The following is a 16,733-nucleotide window of genomic DNA, read 5'->3' as shown; positions in this document are numbered from 1 at the left end:
ACCACCGTAGTGCGACGCACCAGACACTGCATCCGGCTGCGGCCCGTGCGCCGGGTCGCATCGACACGGATGTCGATGTGCTGCAAGTATTGGGGCCATGGGTTCTCCGGATGTCGCGCCCGAGCAGGGGAAATCGTCGGATGTGTTGCCTGCGCACGCCGAGGTGCTGGTGGTCGGTGCGGGGCCCGCGGGCTCGGCCGCCGCGGCCTGGGCGGCCCGGGCCGGACGTGACGTATTGCTCACCGACTCGGCCGTGTTCCCGCGCGACAAGACCTGCGGCGACGGCCTGACGCCGCGTGCGACGGCCGAACTCGAACATCTGGGACTCGGGGATTGGGTGCGCACGCACACGGTCAACAAGGGTCTGCGGATGGCCGGTTTCGGGCGCGAGGCGCTGCTGCCCTGGCCGGACGGGTCCTTCCCGAGCTACGGAAGCGCCGTTCCGCGAACCGAACTCGACGACAAGCTGCGCGAGACCGCGGTGAAGTCGGGTGCGCACATGGTCGACGGGGCCAAGGTGATCGAGGTGGCGCGCGACGGCGATCTGGTCACCGGCGTGACCATCAAGACCGATGCCGGATTGCGGGCGGTGTCCTGCAAGACGCTGATCGTGGCCGATGGCGTGCGCTCCCCCGTCGGAAAACTGCTGGGACGCACCTGGCATCGGCAGTACGCGTACGGGACCGCGGCGCGGGCCTACATCAAGTCCGCGCGCAGTGACGACCCGTGGATCACCTCGCATCTCGAATTGCGGGACGCGCAGGGCGAATTGGTGCCGGGCTACGGGTGGGTGTTCCCGCTCGGCAACGGCGAGGTGAATATCGGGGTCGGGTCGCTCGCCACCGAGCAGCGGCCGTCGCATATCGCGTTGAAACCGCTGATCCAGCACTACATTTCGGAGCGCCGCGCCGAATGGGGTTTCGAAGGCGAAGCGCGGGCGGTGGCGTCGGCGCTGCTGCCCATGGGCGGCGCGGTGTCGAATGTGGCCGGGCGCAATTGGGCGCTGATCGGTGATGCGGCCGGCTGCGTGAACCCGCTGAACGGCGAGGGCATCGACTACGGGCTCGAGGGCGGGCACATGCTCTCGGAGATCCTGGACGAACCGGATCTGAGCAAGATCTGGCCGGAGCTGCTGCGCGCCCGCTACGGCAAGACCTATTCGGTGGCCCGGCGCTTGGCCGCGCTGGCCACCCATCCGCGCACGGTGCCGCTGGGCGGCCCGCCGGTCATGCGCTCGAAGCTGTTGCAGCGCACCGCGGTCCGGGTGATGGGCAATCTGGTCACCGATGAGGATCTGGACCTGACCGCCAAACTGTGGCGGGGTGCGGGCCGCGCGTCCATGCGATTCGACAAACTCCAGCCGTTCGCGTGACCACCAGGCCCGTCCCGGAAGACCTACTGCCGCATCTGCGGCGGGCCCGGGACCTGGCCGACCGGAATTTCGTTCAGCCGCAAGTTCACCGAGCTGGTGGGATGTCGCCCTCGGCGTATCAGGCCGAGTTCGCCGCCGAGGGCGCACCCCATATCCCTGGTTGCTACGTGTTCATGCACGGGCTTTCGGATCGAAAGCCTTTGCGGTAGCGGGTCTTACTGGCGCGGCAGGATGTGCGCGCCCGCCTTGTCCGTGGAGAGCGCCAGCGAGCTGATGTACTGGATCTCGCCCTCGGGCCCCGGCACCGCCGAAGCGATCATGTCGGGCCGCTCGAACTCCATGCCGGTGGCGACACAGGTCAGGGTCTCCCCCGACGGATTCCCGTGCTCGTCGAACATCGGCAGGTCGATGCCGTCGTCGGTGCGGCGCAGGTAGTACTTGCCCTTGGTGAGGATCGCGGTGAGCGGGGTGGCGACGAACGACACCACCACGGCCACGATGGGCGAGTACGGCTTCAAAGTCTCGCCGAAGATCCCGAAGAAGGTCATGATCGACAGCACCGCCGAGAGACCGAAGCCCACCAGGCCGACCGGATTGAAGTCGTAGAGCATGCCGCGGCGGAATTCGGGTTCCTTGGGCGAGATCTTCAACAGGTACTTGTTGACCGCGATATCGGTTGCGACGGTGACGATCCAGGCGATGCCGCAGTTGGCGTAGAAGCCGAGAATATTGTTGAGGAAGTCGAACATGTTGGCTTCCATCAGGATCAGCGCGATGACCAGATTCAAAGCCAGGAAGACCAGGCGGCCCGGATAGGTCTTGGTGACGCGGGTGAAAGAGTTCGTCCACGCCAGCGAACCCGAATAAGCGTTGGTCACATTGATTTTGATCTGCGAGATGACGACCAGCACCACGGCCAGGGTCATGGCCAGCCAGCCCGGCATCATGTCGCGGTAGATCTCCAGGAACTGGTGCACCGGCTGATTCGCGATGTTCTGCGCGCCGGGCAGATTCGCGATCAGGTAGACCGCGAGGAACAGACCCACGACCTGCTTGGCGGCGCCGAAGAGTACCCAGCCGGGGCCCGCGAGCAGCATCCAGCCCCACCACTTGCCCTTGTTCTCCGGGGTTTTGGGCGGCATGAAGCGCAGGTAGTCGATCTGCTCGGCGATCTGGGCGATGAGCGACAGGCAGACGCCGGCGGCCAGCAGCGCGCCGGACAGGCTCACCCCGTCGCCGTCCTTGCCGCCGAAGGCCAGGAAGGTGTCGACCGATTCGGGGTGGCGCACCAGCAGGAACGCGAACGGCAGCACCATCAGGATCAGCCACAGCGGGGTGGTCCACACCTGGAGTTTCGCCAGCGTGTTCATGCCGTAGATGACCAGCGGGAAGATCATCACGGTGGAGATCAGATAGCCGATCGGCAGCGGTATGTGCAGGCCGAGTTGCAGGCCCTGCGCCATGATCGAGCCCTCGAGCGCGAAGAAGATGAAGGTGAACGAGGCGAACACGATATTGGTGATGACCGACCCGTAGTACCCGAAGCCGCTGCCGCGGGTGATCAGATCCAGGTCGATGTTGTAGCGCGCCGCGTAATAGGCCAGCGGGAAGCCGGTCAGCATCACCACGACCGTGAAGATGCCGATGCCCAGCAGCGCGTTGCCGGTGCCGTGCTCGATACCGATATTCGCGCCGATGGCGAAGTCGGCCAGGTAGGCGATGCCGCCCAGCGCGGAGACGCCGACCACCGCCGGGCTCCATTTGCGATAACTGCGCGGCGCGAACCGCAGCGTGTAGTCCTCCAGCGTCTCCTTCGACGCGGTGACCGCGTCGTTGGTGCGCGATTCGACCTGAACCACCGGCAAACTCCTCGTTTCGGGTTCATCACCTGCTGTATACGTTCACGAGACTGGTGTCCGATTGTTGATCTCGGGCTTCCGAACCGTTTCCGACGAGTTACGTAATACTCACCCTTGTTACGTTCGGGTTGACCGCGACACCGCAATTTCGGAGAAGCGAACCAAGCGTGATTCGAAAAGAAGGGGTCCGGAGGCAACGCCCCCGGACCCCTTTGCTGCCGTGCTGTGGCTCAGGCGTTCTGAGCGGCGAACCAAGCCTCGACGGACTTGCGCTCGCTGTTCATCACCTTCTCGAGGAGGTTCTCGACCAGCGGCTCGATGGCGCCGCCGACCAGCGACACCTTCACGTCGATGGTGCCGGAGGCGGCGATCTCGGAACCCTCTGCGGTGGGCCGCAATTCGAAGGAGCCCGCCATCTCGGTGGTGATGCCGCCGGACGCGCCCTTGAAGGTGCCCTTGGCGATGTCACCCTCCAGCGGACCCCAGGTGTCGGTGCGCTCGAGCATGAGATCGCTCTTGAGCACCTTCTTGACCAGGCCGGGAATCTTGTCTTCGGGAGCTTTTTCGGTCATATGAATGCGAATGGTGCCGGGCCCGTCCGGGTGGGAGAGGTCCAGCGTGGCGGTGGTCGCCTCGGCGAAGCGCGCCTGCCACATCTCGTCGTTGGTAAGTGCCCGGTGAAGCTCTTCGACCGGGACGCTGTACTGCACGGTGAAGCTGAATTTACGGGACATGGCGGCAACGGTAGCCCAGTCATGGAATAGCCTGCTGAAGTGTCGGAAACTAGCCAGTCTGCAAGCACCGCGCTGCGGAGTGTCGATCCCGCACAGCGGCGCGCGAATCGCCTGCGGCGCGCCCGGATCGGGGTGGTGATCACCGCGACGGCGTTCAGCGTGCTGGCGGTGCTGCTGGTGCTCGCCGCCTGGCGCGACGACCACCTGATCAGCGCCGACAAGGGCACGACCAGCGCCGAGGTGCTGTCGGCGGGCCGGTTGCGCTCGGCGGTCATCTACGTGACCCCGGACGGTCAGACCCACAATCCGAAGGTCGGCGTGCTGTATCCGACCAAACTGACCGCCGGCGAGCGCATCAATGTCGAATACCGCCGCAGCGATCCGGATCTGGTGCGGGTGGCGGGGCGCGATGCCAGCGTCGCGGTCATCCCGGCCGCCTCGGTGATCTTCGTGAGTTGGCTGATCGCGCTGCCGCTGCTGTTCCTGCTCGGCTTCCGCCCCACTGTCGAATCTCTGAAGAGGGCATTCAAGGTTCGCGGCCCGGCTCGTGCTGGACCGAGTGGAGCGGGGGAGCGAAGCGGAGGAGCAGAGGGAGGGAAGAACGAGACTTAGGGGCCGCGAACCCGCCCGGAGCGAAGCGGAGGGCAGAATGGGCACCGTGGCGAAAACAGAGCGGCGGGAATCGTTTCGGGCCTCGTTGGAGAAGCAGCCGCACGAGGTCGCGTCGATGTTCGACGGGGTCGCGAAGCGGTATGACCTCACCAATACGGTGATTTCCATGGGGCAGGACCGGTATTGGCGCTGGGCGACCCGGCAGGCGCTGGGCTTGCGGCCCGGTGAACGGGTCCTCGACCTAGGGGCCGGAACCGGTGTTTCCACGGTCGAATTCGGTAAGTCCGGTGCGTGGTGTGTTGCCACCGACTTCTCGCAGGGCATGTTGCAGGCGGGGCGATTCCGGAATGTGCCGATGGTCGCGGGCGATGCCATGGCGTTGCCGTTCGCCGACGAGTCCTTCGACGCGGTGACGATCTCGTACGCACTGCGCAATGTGTCCGATCCGGATCTCGCGCTGCGCGAGATGCTGCGTGTCACCAAGCCGGGTGGACGCCTCGTGGTCGCGGAGTTCTCGACCCCGACGTTCGGGCCGTTCCGGACCATCTACATGGAGTACCTGATGAAGGCGCTCCCCAAGGTGGCGACCGCGGTCTCCAGTAATCCCGATGCCTACGTCTACCTCGCCGAGTCCATCCGCGCCTGGCCCACCCAGTCCCAGCTGGCTCTGCGCATCGCCGATGCGGGCTGGTCTGCGGTGAAATGGCGCAACCTGAGCGGTGGCGCGGTGGCCCTGCACCGGGGTTTCAAGCTCGGCTGAGCCTTGGAAAGGGGGTCCGGGGCAAGCCCCCGGACCCCCTTTTCTTTCCCAGAGACGGGACTCACAGCCGAAAAATAGGGCTGTGAGGTGGAATGTCATCTGGAGATAACTTTCGGTAAATCCGTCGCAATCCCCGGTCGGGAAGATCGGGGGCATGGCGGATCCGACCAAACCCCAGGCGAGCACGCGAACACAGTGCTCGTACTGCGGGGTGGGGTGCGGAATTACCGTCGAGACGCGCCCCGACGCATCCGGGTTGCCGGTAATCGCGAAGGTCAGCGGCGACAAACTGCATCCAGTTAACGCTGGGCGACTATGCACCAAGGGTGCGACGCACGCGGAGATGATGGCCGCCACCGAAGGGCGCATGGCTACCGCCCATCGCCGTCCCGAGCGCGGTGCGACGCCGGAACCCCTCCCCGTGGATGCCGCGATTCAGGAAGCGGCCGACCGGCTTCGGGTGATTCTCGACACATATGGACCGGATGCCATCGCGCTCTACGTCTCCGGGCAGATGTCGATCGAAGCCCAATACCTCGCCACCAAATTCGCCAAGGGTCATCTGCGGACCGTGCACATGGAGGCCAATTCGCGGCTGTGCATGGCGAGTGCGGCGACCGGCTACAAGCAGTCGCTGGGCGCGGACGCCCCGCCCGGCTCCTACGACGATCTCGATCACGCCGACCTGTTCTTCGTGATCGGCGCGAATATGGCCGACTGCCATCCGATCCTGTTCCTGCGCATGGCCGATCGGCTCAAAGCGGGCGCGAAACTCATCGTGGTGGACCCGCGCCGCACCGACACCGCCGCGCGTGCGGACCTGTTCTTGCAGATCAAGCCGGGCACCGATCTGGCGCTGCTGAACGGCCTGCTGCACCTGCTGGTCGAGAACGGCGCTATCGACGCGGAATTCATCGCCGCCCACACCGACGGCTGGGACGGCATGCCCGACTTCCTCGCCGGCTACACCCCGGACCTGGTCGCCCAGGCCACCGGGCTGGCCGAGGCGGATATCCGCACGGCCGCCGAGTGGATCGGCGCGGCCGGGGAGTGGATGTCGTTGTGGACCATGGGCGTCAACCAGTCCACGCACGGCACCTGGACCACCAATGCCATCTGCAACCTGCACCTCGCCACGGGAGCCATCGGCCGCACCGGTAGCGGGCCGTTCTCGCTGACCGGTCAGCCCAATGCCATGGGCGGGCGCGAAATGGGTTACATGGGACCGGGATTGCCCGGCCAGCGCAGCGTGCTGTCGGCGGCCGACCGGGAATTCGCGGAGACGGTGTGGGGACTCGAGCCCGGCAGTATTCGCGCCGAGGGCGGCCCCGGCACCATCGAGATGTTCCGTGGCCTCGCCGAGGGGCAGATCAAAGCCGCCTGGGTGATCTGCTCCAATCCCGTTGCCACCGTGGCCAATCGCAAGACGGTGATCGCGGGCCTGGAAGCCGCCGAACTGGTGATCGCGCAGGATGTGTACACCGAGACGGCCACCAACACCTACGCCGATGTGCTGCTGCCCGCGACCCTGTGGGCGGAATCCGATGCGGTGATGGTGAATTCGGAGCGCACCATGACGCTGCTGCGGCAATCGGTGCCGCCGGTCGGTGCGGCGCGGCCGGATTGGCAGCTGATCGCACAGGTCGCCACGGCCATGGGCTTCCCCGGCTTCGACTACGCCTCCAGCGCCGAGATCTTCGAGGAGATCCGGCGTTTCACCAACCCGGTGACCGGCTACGACCTGCGCGGTATCAGTTACGCCGCGCTGGCCGAAGGGCCGATGCAGTGGCCGTGCCCGGATCCGGCGCAGCGGCGCAATCCGATTCGCTACGTCAACGACGGTGTCAGCCCGGAGCCGTACATCGATGCCGACGGGAACCAGCCGCGGCTGGCCTTCCCGACCCCGAACCGCCGCGCCGTTTTCTGGCCGCGCCCGCATCTGCTGCCCGCCGAGATGCCCGATGACGATCATCCGTTCGTGCTCAATACCGGTCGCCTGCAACACCAGTGGCACACGATGACCAAGACCGGGAAGGTGGCCAAGTTGACGAAACTGAACGGGCAGCCGTTCCTGGAGATCCACCCCGATGATGCCGCGAAACTCGAGGTCCGCGCGGGTGATCAGGTCGAGATCGGCTCCCGGCGCGGGCGTGCGGTGCTGCCCGCGCGGATCAGCGACCGGGTGCGCCCGGGGGAATGTTTCGCGCCGTTCCACTGGAACGACGAGCACGGCGAGTACCTGACCATCAACGCGGTCACCAATGACGCCGTGGATCCGGATTCGCTGCAACCGGAGTTCAAGGCGTGCGCGGTGCGGCTGCGCAAGGTGGCGGCGATGCGCGGCGCCGATGCTCCGGCGGCCGAACCGATTCCGAACAACGCTGCCGCCGAACCGAGTTCGAGCACCGGTGGCTCGACCGCGCGTCCGGCCGGTGCCGCGATCCCGCATCCGGCCGGATCCGCCATGCCGCCGGTTCCGGCGGGTGCCGCGTCGCCGGTGTTCCCGGCAGTGGCCGGAGCGGGCGCGCCCCAACCGCATCCGCTGGCCGTCATGCTCGGGTTGGAGCAGGCCACCTCGACGCCGACGCTGAGCGAAACCGAATCCATCTACCTCGGTGGGTATCTCGCGGCCTTGCAGTCGCTGCCGATCAGCGGCGTACCGGTGCTACCCGAGACCGCGCCGCTGACCGAGCGCAGCCGGATGTGGCTGAACGGGCTGCTCGCCGGCATGTATTCCCGCTCCGCGCCGGGCGAACCGGCGACCGCTCCGGCGAGTGTCACGGCTGGCAGCGGGCATCCCGAGGACTCGGCGAGCGAACTGCCGCCGATCGTGACCGTGCTGTGGGCCTCCCAGACCGGCACCGCGGAGGATCTGGCGGCCGCCGCGATCACCAAGCTCGCCGACGCGGGAGTCGTCCCGCGCCTGCTGGATATGAACTCCGCCGAACTGTCCGACCTGACCGGCGATGTACTGGTGATCAGCAGTACCTTCGGCGACGGCGGGCCGCCGGACAACGGCGCGGATTTCTGGACCATGCTGTCCGACAGCGAAACCCGGCTCATCGGGATGCGGTACGCGGTGTTCGCACTCGGCGACTCCTCCTACGACGACTTCTGCGGGCACGGTCGCAAACTCGACGAACTGTTCGCCAAGCGCGGTGCGACCCGGCTGCTGCCCCGGGTGGACAGCGAACCCGATCACGACGAGCTGTCCGAGGCGTGGCTGGACGAGATCGCCGATGTCTTGCTCGCCGCCGGCGGCACCGGGTCGGCAGCAGGCGGGTCGGCGCGGGGCGACGGCCTGCCCCCGGCCGCCGGTTCGAGCGGGTACGGGCCCACCGCACCCGGCATGGGGAACCTCGGGTCCGCGCGCCCGGGCGGCGGCTTCCGGTCCGCTCCCGGCGCGAACGACTTCCAGTCCGCCATGTCCGGCGCGAGCGGCTTCCCGTCCGGTCCCGGCGCGAACGACTTCCGGTCCGACGCGTCCGGCGCGGACGACTTCCTGCTCACCGCGCCGGGCGATCCGGTGCGCAGCCATCTGGGTGTGCGCACCCGGACCTCGGTCGCGACGGTATCGCCCGCGAAGTTCACCCGCACCTCGCCGCTCTCCACCAAATTGCTGCGCAACGACCTGCTCTCGCGACCTGGCTCCGGAAAAGAGGTGCGGCAGTTCGGGTTCGATCTCAGCGGCAGTGCGGCCACCTACGAGGTGGGCGATTCGCTGGGTATCCGGCCCACGAATTGCGATGCGCTGGTGGCGGAATGGTTGCAGGTGACGGGGCTGGACGGGCACCGGGGCATCGAGCTGGACGAGCGCGAGGTGCCGCTGTCCGACGCGCTGCGCACGCGCTACGACATCACCAAGGTGAGCGGGGATCTACTGGCCTTCATCGCGGAGCGCAATTCCAGTGCGCGACTGGCGAAACTGCTGCGCCGCGACAATCGCAACGAGCTCGACAGCTACCTGTGGGACCGGCAGGCCGTGGACGTGCTGCGCGACTTCCCGGTGCAGGCCGATCTGGTGGAGTGGCTCGGCACGCTGAAAAAGCTGCAACCGCGCCAGTATTCGATCTCCTCCAGTCCCCTGGTGAGCCCGCACGAAGTGCAGTTGACCGTGAGCGTGGTGCGCTACGGCGATCCGGCGGCCATCGGTTCGGCGGCCCGGCGCGGTGGAGTGTGCTCGAGCTTCCTGGCCGATCGCGCCGATGCCGATATCCCGATCTTCCTCCAGCGGTCCCCGCACTTCCGCCCGCCGCTGGACCCGAACGCGCCCATGATCATGGTCGGCCCGGGCACCGGTATCGCGCCGTTCCGCGGCTTCCTCCAGGAGCGGAAAGCCCTGGGCTGCAAGGGCCGCAACTGGCTCTTCTTCGGCGATCAGCACGCCAAGGACAATTTCTACTATCGCGCCGAGCTGGAGGACATGTTCCGCTCCGGCTTCCTGACCCGCCTGGATCTGGCCTTCTCCCGCGATCAGCGCGAGCGGATCTACGTGCAGCACCGCATGATCGAGCACGGCGCGGAGCTGTGGGCCTGGTTGCGGGAGGGCGGCCACTTCTACGTCTGTGGCGACGCCTCCCGCATGGCCAAGGATGTGGACGACACCCTGTTGAAGATCGCTCGCATTCACGGGAAGTTGAGCGAGGACGGAGCGCTGGCCTTCAAGAAGCAGCTGGTGGCCGAGAAACGCTACGTCCGGGACGTGTACTGAGATCGCTTACACGGCAGGCGGATTGAGCCGGGCGAAGTCCCCGAGCCGGTAGTACGGGTAGTAGGGGTACGGCGGGGTGACCGCGCTCGCCTTGTCCAGGCGGGCGATCTGCTCGGCCTCCAGGCTCCAGCCGATCGCGCCGAGGTTCTGGCGCAGCTGCTCCGCATTGCGCGCGCCGACGATCACGGTCGCGACGGTCGGGCGGTTCAGCAGCCAGTTCAAGGCGATCTGCGGGACGGTGCGGCCGGTCTCCTCCGCCAGCTCGTCGAGCACCTCGACCACGTCGTACAGCAGTTCGTCATCGACCGGCGGCCCGGCTTCGGCCGTCTTGTGCAGTCGGCTGCCCGCCGGAAGCGGCTGCCCGCGCCGGATCTTGCCGGTCAGCCGGCCCCAGCCGAGCGGGCTCCAGACCACCGCGCCGACGCCCTGATCCCTGGCCAGCGGCATCAGCTCCCATTCGTAATCGCGGCCCACCAGCGAGTAGTAGACCTGATGCGCGACATAGCGCGGGAAGCCGTGCTCGTCCGCCGCCGCAAGGGATTTCATGAGCTGCCAGCCCGCGAAGTTGGAGGCGCCGACGTAACGGATCTTGCCCGCGCGCACCAGGTCGTCCAGCGCCGCGAGGACCTCCTCGACCGGAGTGCCGGCGTCGAAAGCGTGCAGCTGGAACAGATCGAGATGGTCGGTGCCCAAGCGGCGCAGCGAACCCTCCACCGCGCGGATCAGCCGCGAACGGCCGGAGCCGGCGTCGAGCGGGCCGGGACCGGTGGGCAGTGACGCCTTGGTGGAGATGAGCAGATCGTCGCGACGGCCCCGGATCGCCGCGCCGAGTACCTCTTCCGAGGCGCCGTCGGAGTAGACATCCGCGGTGTCGAAGAGGGTCACGCCCGCCTCCAGGGCGATGTCCACCATGGCGCGCGCCTCCCGCGCATCGGTGTCACCCCAGGCGGAGAAGAGTTCGCCGCGACCACCGAAGGTGCCCGCGCCGAAGCTCAGAGCCGGCACCAGCAGTCCTGACGCACCCAGCCGACGGTATTCCATGACAACCCCTAACGGAACTACGGTTTCATTAACACAGCCGACGTTACACTCCGATCGCCGCAAATGAAACTGGAGGCCCGTTATGGATCAGGATTCCGCCGTACCCGGCTCGATTCGCCCGGGTGGACGCACCGCCCGCGTCCGCGATGCCGTGCTGCGCGCCGCCGGCGATCTGCTCGCCGAACAGGGCTTCGCGCGCCTGGACCTGGCGGAGGTGGCGGCGCGAGCCGAGGTCGGCAAGACCACCGTCTACCGCCGCTGGCGCACCCCGGCCGGACTGGTGGCGGACCTGCTGGTCGAAATGGCGGAAACCTCACTCCCCCACAGCAATACCGGTTCGCTGGCGGGCGATCTGCGCGCCAATGCGCGACTGGTCGCCGAGACGCTGACCGACGACCGGCAGGGCCGCCTCTTCCGCGCCGTCATCGCCGCCGCCACCAGCGACGCCACCGCCGCGACCGCCCTGCACAACTTCTACGACACCCGCCTGACCGAATGGTCGCCCTGCGTGGCGGCCGCGATCGCCCGCGGTGAAGTGCCGCCCGGCACCGACCCGCGCGCGGTGCTCTCCGCGGTCTCGGCCCCGCTCTACTACCGCCTGCTGGCCAGCGGCGATCCGCTGGACGACGAAACCGTCACGGCGGCAGCCGAAGCCGCCGCCGTGGCCGCCCGCGCGGGCGTGTTCGCCTGATCACGCGTGGCTGGCGGTCCAATCCGGATCGCGGCCGGTGAGCCCCAGCAGGCGATCGAGGGAGGAGGCGTTGTCGGGGACCGCGACGACCGGACCGAACAGACCGGGAGTGCCTTCGATCGGGTTGTCCTTCATCATCTCCAGCAGAATCGCCAGATCATCGGAGTCGGGAGCGTAGGGCTGCGAGGTGGCGCGCGCCAGATCCCAACCGTGAATGACCAATTCGTCCAGGGCCACACCGGCCATGGCGGGCGCGGGCAGGGTGACGCCGCCCGCCTCGGTGTCGCCGGTCCAGGCGGCCGGTTCCTGCCAGGCCGCGACCAGCGCCTTGAGCTGAGCGGGAATCACGGTGCGCCAATCGTTTCCGAGCACCGGCGCGACCGAGGTCGGCGGGACGGAACTGCCGACGGCCTCCTTGGTGGCGGCCTGCCGGAACGCCTCGGTGAGCATGGTGACGTGGGCCAGCAGGTCACGCACGCTGGCGCCGGTCGGGGTGGGGAGTGCGAGTTGTTCGTCGGCGATGCCGGTAACCACTGTTTCCAGCCCGATAGCGGCGGGCTCCAGGTCGAAGGACGGATGCTGCACGGGATCCTCCCGGTTCAGTAGCGGACGCCGGGGCGGCGGCCTGCTCCCGAATGTGGACTACCCGGTTCGGCGGAAATCATCGCGGTTTTCGGCGAAATGCGATTACACCGGCCGGTCGCAACCGCATCGTTAGCCCCGAGAACCCCCAAAAGCCCTGGTAGCGGGGAGAATTGATAGATGAAGGGTGATCGAGTGGAGATCGTCATCGACGCCGGTGACGGATCTCGCAATTACGAAGTGACCGCCACCCGCGCGGGCCGGCGGGTCGAGGTCCGCATCGCGCGCGGGGTGGTCGAGGTCAGCGAAGTGACCAGAACCGGCAGTGCGGTGCGAATCGCGCGGTTCCTGGCGACCCGGGTGCTGGCGCTGGTCGAGCATCCGGCCCAGGACACGGCCCTGCCGGACGAGTGAGCGAGGAGGTTGCCTATTCGCCGCGATCGGGGGCATTCTCGAAATGTCCGACTGCATGCCGGCCCCGGCCGACCCCGGCAGAGAGGAGTATCCGATGTCCGATCGCAGCATCGAATCCGTGCCCGAAGCCGATTTCGTCGAACAGCGCACGCCCGCGTATCCCGGCGAGGAACCGTATCCCGACGGCGACGCCTATCCCGATCGGGATGTGCTCGCCGATCCGGTGCTCGAATCCGGCGGCGACATCACGCCGCTGCCCGAGGGCGAGCTCGGCTGGAGCGCCAACGAGGCGGATCTCATCGAGCAGGCGATTCCGGTGCCCCTCGACGACGACTACGACGAATCCCTCGGCGACGACGACTGATTCCGGGAAGGCGGCCGCGCGACCGGGTCGCGCGGCCGCCCGGCTCAGCCCGCGACGCCCGCGCGCACGGCGGCGTGCAGTTCCCGCAGGCTCGACCGCTCGGTCGCGACCTCGAGCACCCGGATGCCGTGCGCGCTGCCGGTGAGTTCGACGGCCAGCTGGGCCGGATCGACCTGGCGGTGCGGCACGCGGTAGGCGGCGCAGAGTGCGGCCAGATCCATGCCGTGCGGGGTGCCGAAGACGCGTTCGAAGACGCCCGCGTACTGCGGATCGCCCTGTTCCAGCAGTTCGAAGATGCCGCCGCCGTCGTCATTGGCGACCACGATGGTGAGGTCCTCCGGGCGCGGTTCACCGGGGCCGATGAGCAGGCCGGAGGCATCGTGCAGGAAGGTCAGGTCGCCCATCAGCGCGACCGTGCGGCCGGGATGGGTGAGCGCCGCGCCGACCGCCGCGGAGACCGTGCCGTCGATACCGGCCACGCCGCGATTGGACATCACCCGCACCCCGGCGCGCGGGGCCGAGACCAGGGCGGCGTCGCGGACCGGGTTGGACGCGCCGAGCAGCAGCTGATCGCCCTCGTGCAGGGCGTCCATCACCACGGCCGCCACATGCAGTCCGGTCGGCTTCGGGTGTCCGGCCAGTTCGTCGCGAACCACCTTGACGGCCTTGGCATTCAGGTCGCGGCAGTGTTCGAGCCACTGCGGGCGCGGCGCACCGTAGGTGACCGCGCGGGTGCCGGTGCCGACCACATTGCCGGAGACATCGGGCCAGCGCGGGCCGGTGGTCAGCGCGTACACGGTGACCTCGGGGTCGGCGAGCAGCCGCGAAACCGGCCGGTGCAGGGTCGGTCGCCCGGTGATGATGGCCTGCTTGGGTTTCAGCAGCGGCAGCGCGAGCGGATGCAGTGCCGGGCCGTGCATGGGGGCGGTCGGTTCGGCCACCGTCGGCAGCGTGGCCAGCTCCGGCCGATGCCCCGCGCCGTGCCCGGAGATGACCACCGTGTCCGGTGTCAGATCGATGTCCAGGGGGACGTCCAGGGTCGCGTATTGCGTTGCGGTCCACGGCCGATCGCCCGCGCGCCCCGCGGGCAGCAGCGCGCCCGCGCCGTCCGGGACCAGGGGTTCGCGCAGCGGAATGTCGAACTGCACCGGCCCGGCGTTGCCGGAACGGGTACCGCGCGCGGCGGCCAGCACCCGGCACACCGCCGAACGCCACACGCTGTTCTGCTTGGGGTACAGGTCCGCGCCGTCCTCCTGCTCGGCCAGCCCGAGGCTGATGGCCGCGCGCACCTGGCTGCCGAAGAGGCCGAACTGCTCGACGGTCTGATTCGAGCCGGTGCCGAGCATCTCGTACGGCCGGTTGGCGCTGATCACGATGAGCGGAATCCGCGCGTAGTTGGCCTCCAGCACGGCGGGTCCGAGATTGGCGACGGCGGTGCCGGAGGTCATGACCACGGGCACCGGCCGGCCGGCGGCCACCGCCAGGCCGATCGCCAGGAAGCCCGCGCTGCGTTCGTCGATGCGCATGTGCAGCCGGATCCGCCCGGCCGCGTCGGCGGCCTGTAAGGCGAAGGCCAGCGGCGCGTTTCGCGATCCGGGGCACAGGACCACGTCGCGTACGCCACCGCGCGCGAGCTCGTCGACGACGACCTGCGCCTGTGCTGTCGAGGGATTCACAACTCCCAGCCTCTCAGACAGTCGATCATCGCGCTGCGTCACCCCGCTCACAGTGTTTCCTGCGCTCCGCTTCGCTCCGGGCGGGTTTGCGGCCCTTATGTCCCGTTCTTCCCTCCCTCCGCTCCTCCGCTTCGCTCCCCCGCTCCACTCGGTCCAGAACGGGACGGCCGCAAATATTATGGTATTAGTTAGGGTTTGCTAACCTAAGCGCATGGCGAAGCGCACCAAGTACCTGAAGCCCGAGCAGCGGGCGATCCTGACCCCCGAAGTGCTGGCTAGCAAGCGGATCAGCCCGAACTTCGTTCGCGTCACGCTCGGTGGCGAAGGGTTGTCCGGTTTCACCGCAATGGGATTCGACCAGTGGTTCCGGCTGTTCATGCCCGGCAAGGACGGGAATCTCAAACTGCCGACCTCGACCGCCAGCCTGGGCTGGTACGCGCAGTACTTGATGATGGGCAAGGAGCACCGGCCGCTGGTGCGCAACTACACCGTGCGGGATTACCGCGCTGCCGGTTTCGGGGAGTTCGGCAGCACGGCCGAGCTCGATATCGATTTCGCCGTGCACGCCGAGGACAGCCCCGCCGCCGCCTGGGCGAACAGTGCCACGCCGGGGGCGAAGGTGGGGCTGCTGGACGAAGGCATCACGTACCAGGCGCCGGAGCACACCGAATGGTCGCTGCTGGTGGGTGACGAGAGCGCGCTGCCGGCCATCGGCGGGATTCTGCGGTCCGCGCCGCGCGAGCTGAAGGGCGCCGCGTACATCGAGATTCCGAGCGCGGACGACAAGCAGGACCTGGATGCGCCGGAGGGCGTCGAGGTGAATTGGCTGATCCGCACCGATGCACAGGCCGAAGCCGGCGCGCTCTGCGCGGATGCGGTGCGGCAGGCCGAGATTCCCGCAAGAGGGGTTTACGCCTTCGTCGCCGGTGAGCAGAAGTTGTGCGCGAGCGTGCGCCGCTACCTGGCACAGGAGCGGGAAATCCCGAAGGCCGACATCGTTTTCACCGGTTACTGGCGAGTCGGCAAGGCCCAGGGGTGAATTCGAAAAAACGGGATCGATCCCGCTAGGGATCGATCCCGGGGGCGATCGTGCATACGATCGTCATGAAACCGAGTTCGCGACCCCCACCGGGTCGCGAACCGGTCAGTTTGTTAACCCGCGTGGCGCTGAATGAGCGCGCCGACGCGCGGAAGAGCCTCGGCGACATGCTTCTTCGCCGAACCGCGCATCGAGTTGTAGACCTTGGTCAGCGCGGGGCGCGAGGACGACTCGGCACGCGCGTCGGTCACCGCGAGCAGCGCCTCGGCAACCTCGTCCTGCTTGGCGACCAGCAGGTCGGCGAAGGAGCCGGCGCCGGAAGCCTGGAACTCGGCCCAGTACGGATCCAGCTGCGCGACCAGCTTGGGTGCGAACGACTCCAGCGCGTCACCCACGATCGAAGGGCTGACCTTCTTGATCGCGGCGTAGCCACCCTTCACGGCGAGGCCCGACGCGCCGCCCTTGTCCGACACCTCCTCATCCAGAACCTTCTGCGCGTCGGCGATGAAGGCCGGACGCTTGGCGTCATCGAGCAGGGATTCAGACAGTGCTGCAACCACTTTCAGGTTCCTCCGGATAGTTTTTCGATGAACGAGCGCACGCAACTATACGCACCGGTGACCCCGCACACACGATGCCGTCATGCGTCTCACTGCCAGGGCAGCAACAGCACTGTAAAGCACCCGCAATCGATTGGCAGCGTTTCACTTTCGGCTCTCGTTTGACCGGCGTTCACTTCCCACACACTGCGAAGGCCGGCGAGCGTCATTCGGGTAACCCGGTCCGCTATCGATCAGCTCCCTTATCGCACGACCGAAATCCGCGACCAGCGAAATACACAGGGATCGAAATCACCCTGGTGTGGCTGCACCACGGGC

The 16,733-nt window shown here is 67.6% G+C and carries 14 protein-coding genes and 1 pseudogene; 9 read left to right on the top strand and 6 right to left on the bottom strand.

The window, feature by feature from the left end:
* The first annotated feature begins 97 nt into the window (after positions 1–97).
* Positions 98–1,372 carry a geranylgeranyl reductase family protein gene (locus NI1_RS07340; protein WP_067815961.1) on the top strand — a complete coding sequence of 425 codons (1,275 nt, stop codon included), beginning with the start codon at positions 98–100 and terminating at the stop codon, positions 1,370–1,372.
* Between the two features lie 69 nt (positions 1,373–1,441).
* Positions 1,442–1,581: pseudogene (locus tag NI1_RS39145) on the top strand (helix-turn-helix transcriptional regulator); the annotation flags it as partial.
* Between the two features lie 6 nt (positions 1,582–1,587).
* On the opposite strand, the gene NI1_RS07335 reads toward NI1_RS39145, so the two are convergent.
* On the bottom strand, positions 1,588–3,231 hold the full coding sequence (locus NI1_RS07335) for a purine-cytosine permease family protein (protein WP_157534999.1): 1,644 nt from the start codon (positions 3,229–3,231) through the stop codon (positions 1,588–1,590).
* A gap of 230 nt (positions 3,232–3,461) precedes the next feature.
* Positions 3,462–3,965, bottom strand: coding sequence for a DUF2505 domain-containing protein (locus NI1_RS07330; RefSeq protein WP_067815955.1), 504 nt, complete (start codon positions 3,963–3,965; stop codon positions 3,462–3,464).
* A 72-nt stretch (positions 3,966–4,037) separates the two neighbouring features.
* Between NI1_RS07330 and NI1_RS07325 the strand changes: the two genes are divergently transcribed.
* The 3 genes from NI1_RS07325 to NI1_RS07315 all read left to right on the top strand — a co-directional run bounded on the left by NI1_RS07325 (position 4,038) and on the right by NI1_RS07315 (position 10,048).
* On the top strand, positions 4,038–4,577 hold the full coding sequence (locus tag NI1_RS07325) for a DUF3592 domain-containing protein (RefSeq protein ID WP_245663163.1): 540 nt from the start codon (positions 4,038–4,040) through the stop codon (positions 4,575–4,577).
* Positions 4,578–4,614: 37 nt separating this feature from the next.
* Positions 4,615–5,337: a demethylmenaquinone methyltransferase gene (locus NI1_RS07320; protein ID WP_067815952.1), complete on the top strand. Its 723-nt coding sequence runs from the start codon at positions 4,615–4,617 to the stop codon at positions 5,335–5,337.
* A gap of 154 nt (positions 5,338–5,491) precedes the next feature.
* Positions 5,492–10,048 (top strand): bifunctional nitrate reductase/sulfite reductase flavoprotein subunit alpha, encoded by a 4,557-nt coding sequence (locus NI1_RS07315; protein WP_067815949.1) that lies wholly within the window; start codon positions 5,492–5,494, stop codon positions 10,046–10,048.
* A gap of 6 nt (positions 10,049–10,054) precedes the next feature.
* Here the strand turns inward: NI1_RS07315 and NI1_RS07310 are convergent, their stop codons facing one another.
* Positions 10,055–11,089, bottom strand: a complete 1,035-nt coding sequence (locus NI1_RS07310) for an aldo/keto reductase (protein WP_067815947.1) — start codon at positions 11,087–11,089, stop codon at positions 10,055–10,057.
* 82 nt (positions 11,090–11,171) lie between these two features.
* Between NI1_RS07310 and NI1_RS07305 the strand changes: the two genes are divergently transcribed.
* A complete protein-coding gene (locus NI1_RS07305; protein WP_067815944.1) occupies positions 11,172–11,780 on the top strand; it encodes a TetR/AcrR family transcriptional regulator in 609 nt (202 codons plus the stop codon).
* On the opposite strand, the gene NI1_RS07300 is transcribed toward NI1_RS07305, so the two are convergent.
* Entirely contained in the window at positions 11,781–12,365 is a 585-nt protein-coding gene (locus NI1_RS07300) for a TIGR03086 family metal-binding protein (protein WP_067815941.1), read from the bottom strand.
* 177 nt (positions 12,366–12,542) lie between these two features.
* Here NI1_RS07300 and NI1_RS07295 point away from each other — a divergent pair, with 177 nt between their 5' ends.
* Both NI1_RS07295 and NI1_RS07290 read left to right on the top strand, forming a co-directional pair.
* Positions 12,543–12,776, top strand: a complete 234-nt coding sequence (locus tag NI1_RS07295) for a DUF8836 family protein (protein ID WP_067815938.1) — start codon at positions 12,543–12,545, stop codon at positions 12,774–12,776.
* A 94-nt stretch (positions 12,777–12,870) separates the two neighbouring features.
* Positions 12,871–13,140: an Rv3202a family protein gene (locus tag NI1_RS07290; protein ID WP_157534998.1), complete on the top strand. Its 270-nt coding sequence runs from the start codon at positions 12,871–12,873 to the stop codon at positions 13,138–13,140.
* Between the two features lie 44 nt (positions 13,141–13,184).
* Here NI1_RS07290 and menD read toward each other — a convergent pair whose 3' ends face one another.
* On the bottom strand, positions 13,185–14,816 hold the full coding sequence (gene menD / locus NI1_RS07285; RefSeq protein WP_067815933.1) for a 2-succinyl-5-enolpyruvyl-6-hydroxy-3-cyclohexene-1-carboxylic-acid synthase: 1,632 nt from the start codon (positions 14,814–14,816) through the stop codon (positions 13,185–13,187).
* A gap of 211 nt (positions 14,817–15,027) precedes the next feature.
* Between menD and NI1_RS07280 the strand changes: the two genes are divergently transcribed.
* Positions 15,028–15,855: a siderophore-interacting protein gene (locus tag NI1_RS07280; protein WP_067815930.1), complete on the top strand. Its 828-nt coding sequence runs from the start codon at positions 15,028–15,030 to the stop codon at positions 15,853–15,855.
* A 113-nt stretch (positions 15,856–15,968) separates the two neighbouring features.
* On the opposite strand, the gene NI1_RS07275 is transcribed toward NI1_RS07280, so the two are convergent.
* Complete coding sequence (locus NI1_RS07275; RefSeq protein WP_067815927.1) at positions 15,969–16,415, bottom strand: DUF6918 family protein; 447 nt, start codon at positions 16,413–16,415, stop codon at positions 15,969–15,971.
* Positions 16,416–16,733: the final 318 nt, after the last annotated feature.

The sequence above is a fragment of the Nocardia inohanensis NBRC 100128 genome (assembly GCF_001612945.1).
Taxonomy (GTDB): Bacteria; Actinomycetota; Actinomycetes; order Mycobacteriales; family Mycobacteriaceae; genus Nocardia; species Nocardia inohanensis.
Note: the sequence above shows the minus strand (reverse complement) of the source record. Positions and strands in the feature narration are given on the sequence as shown.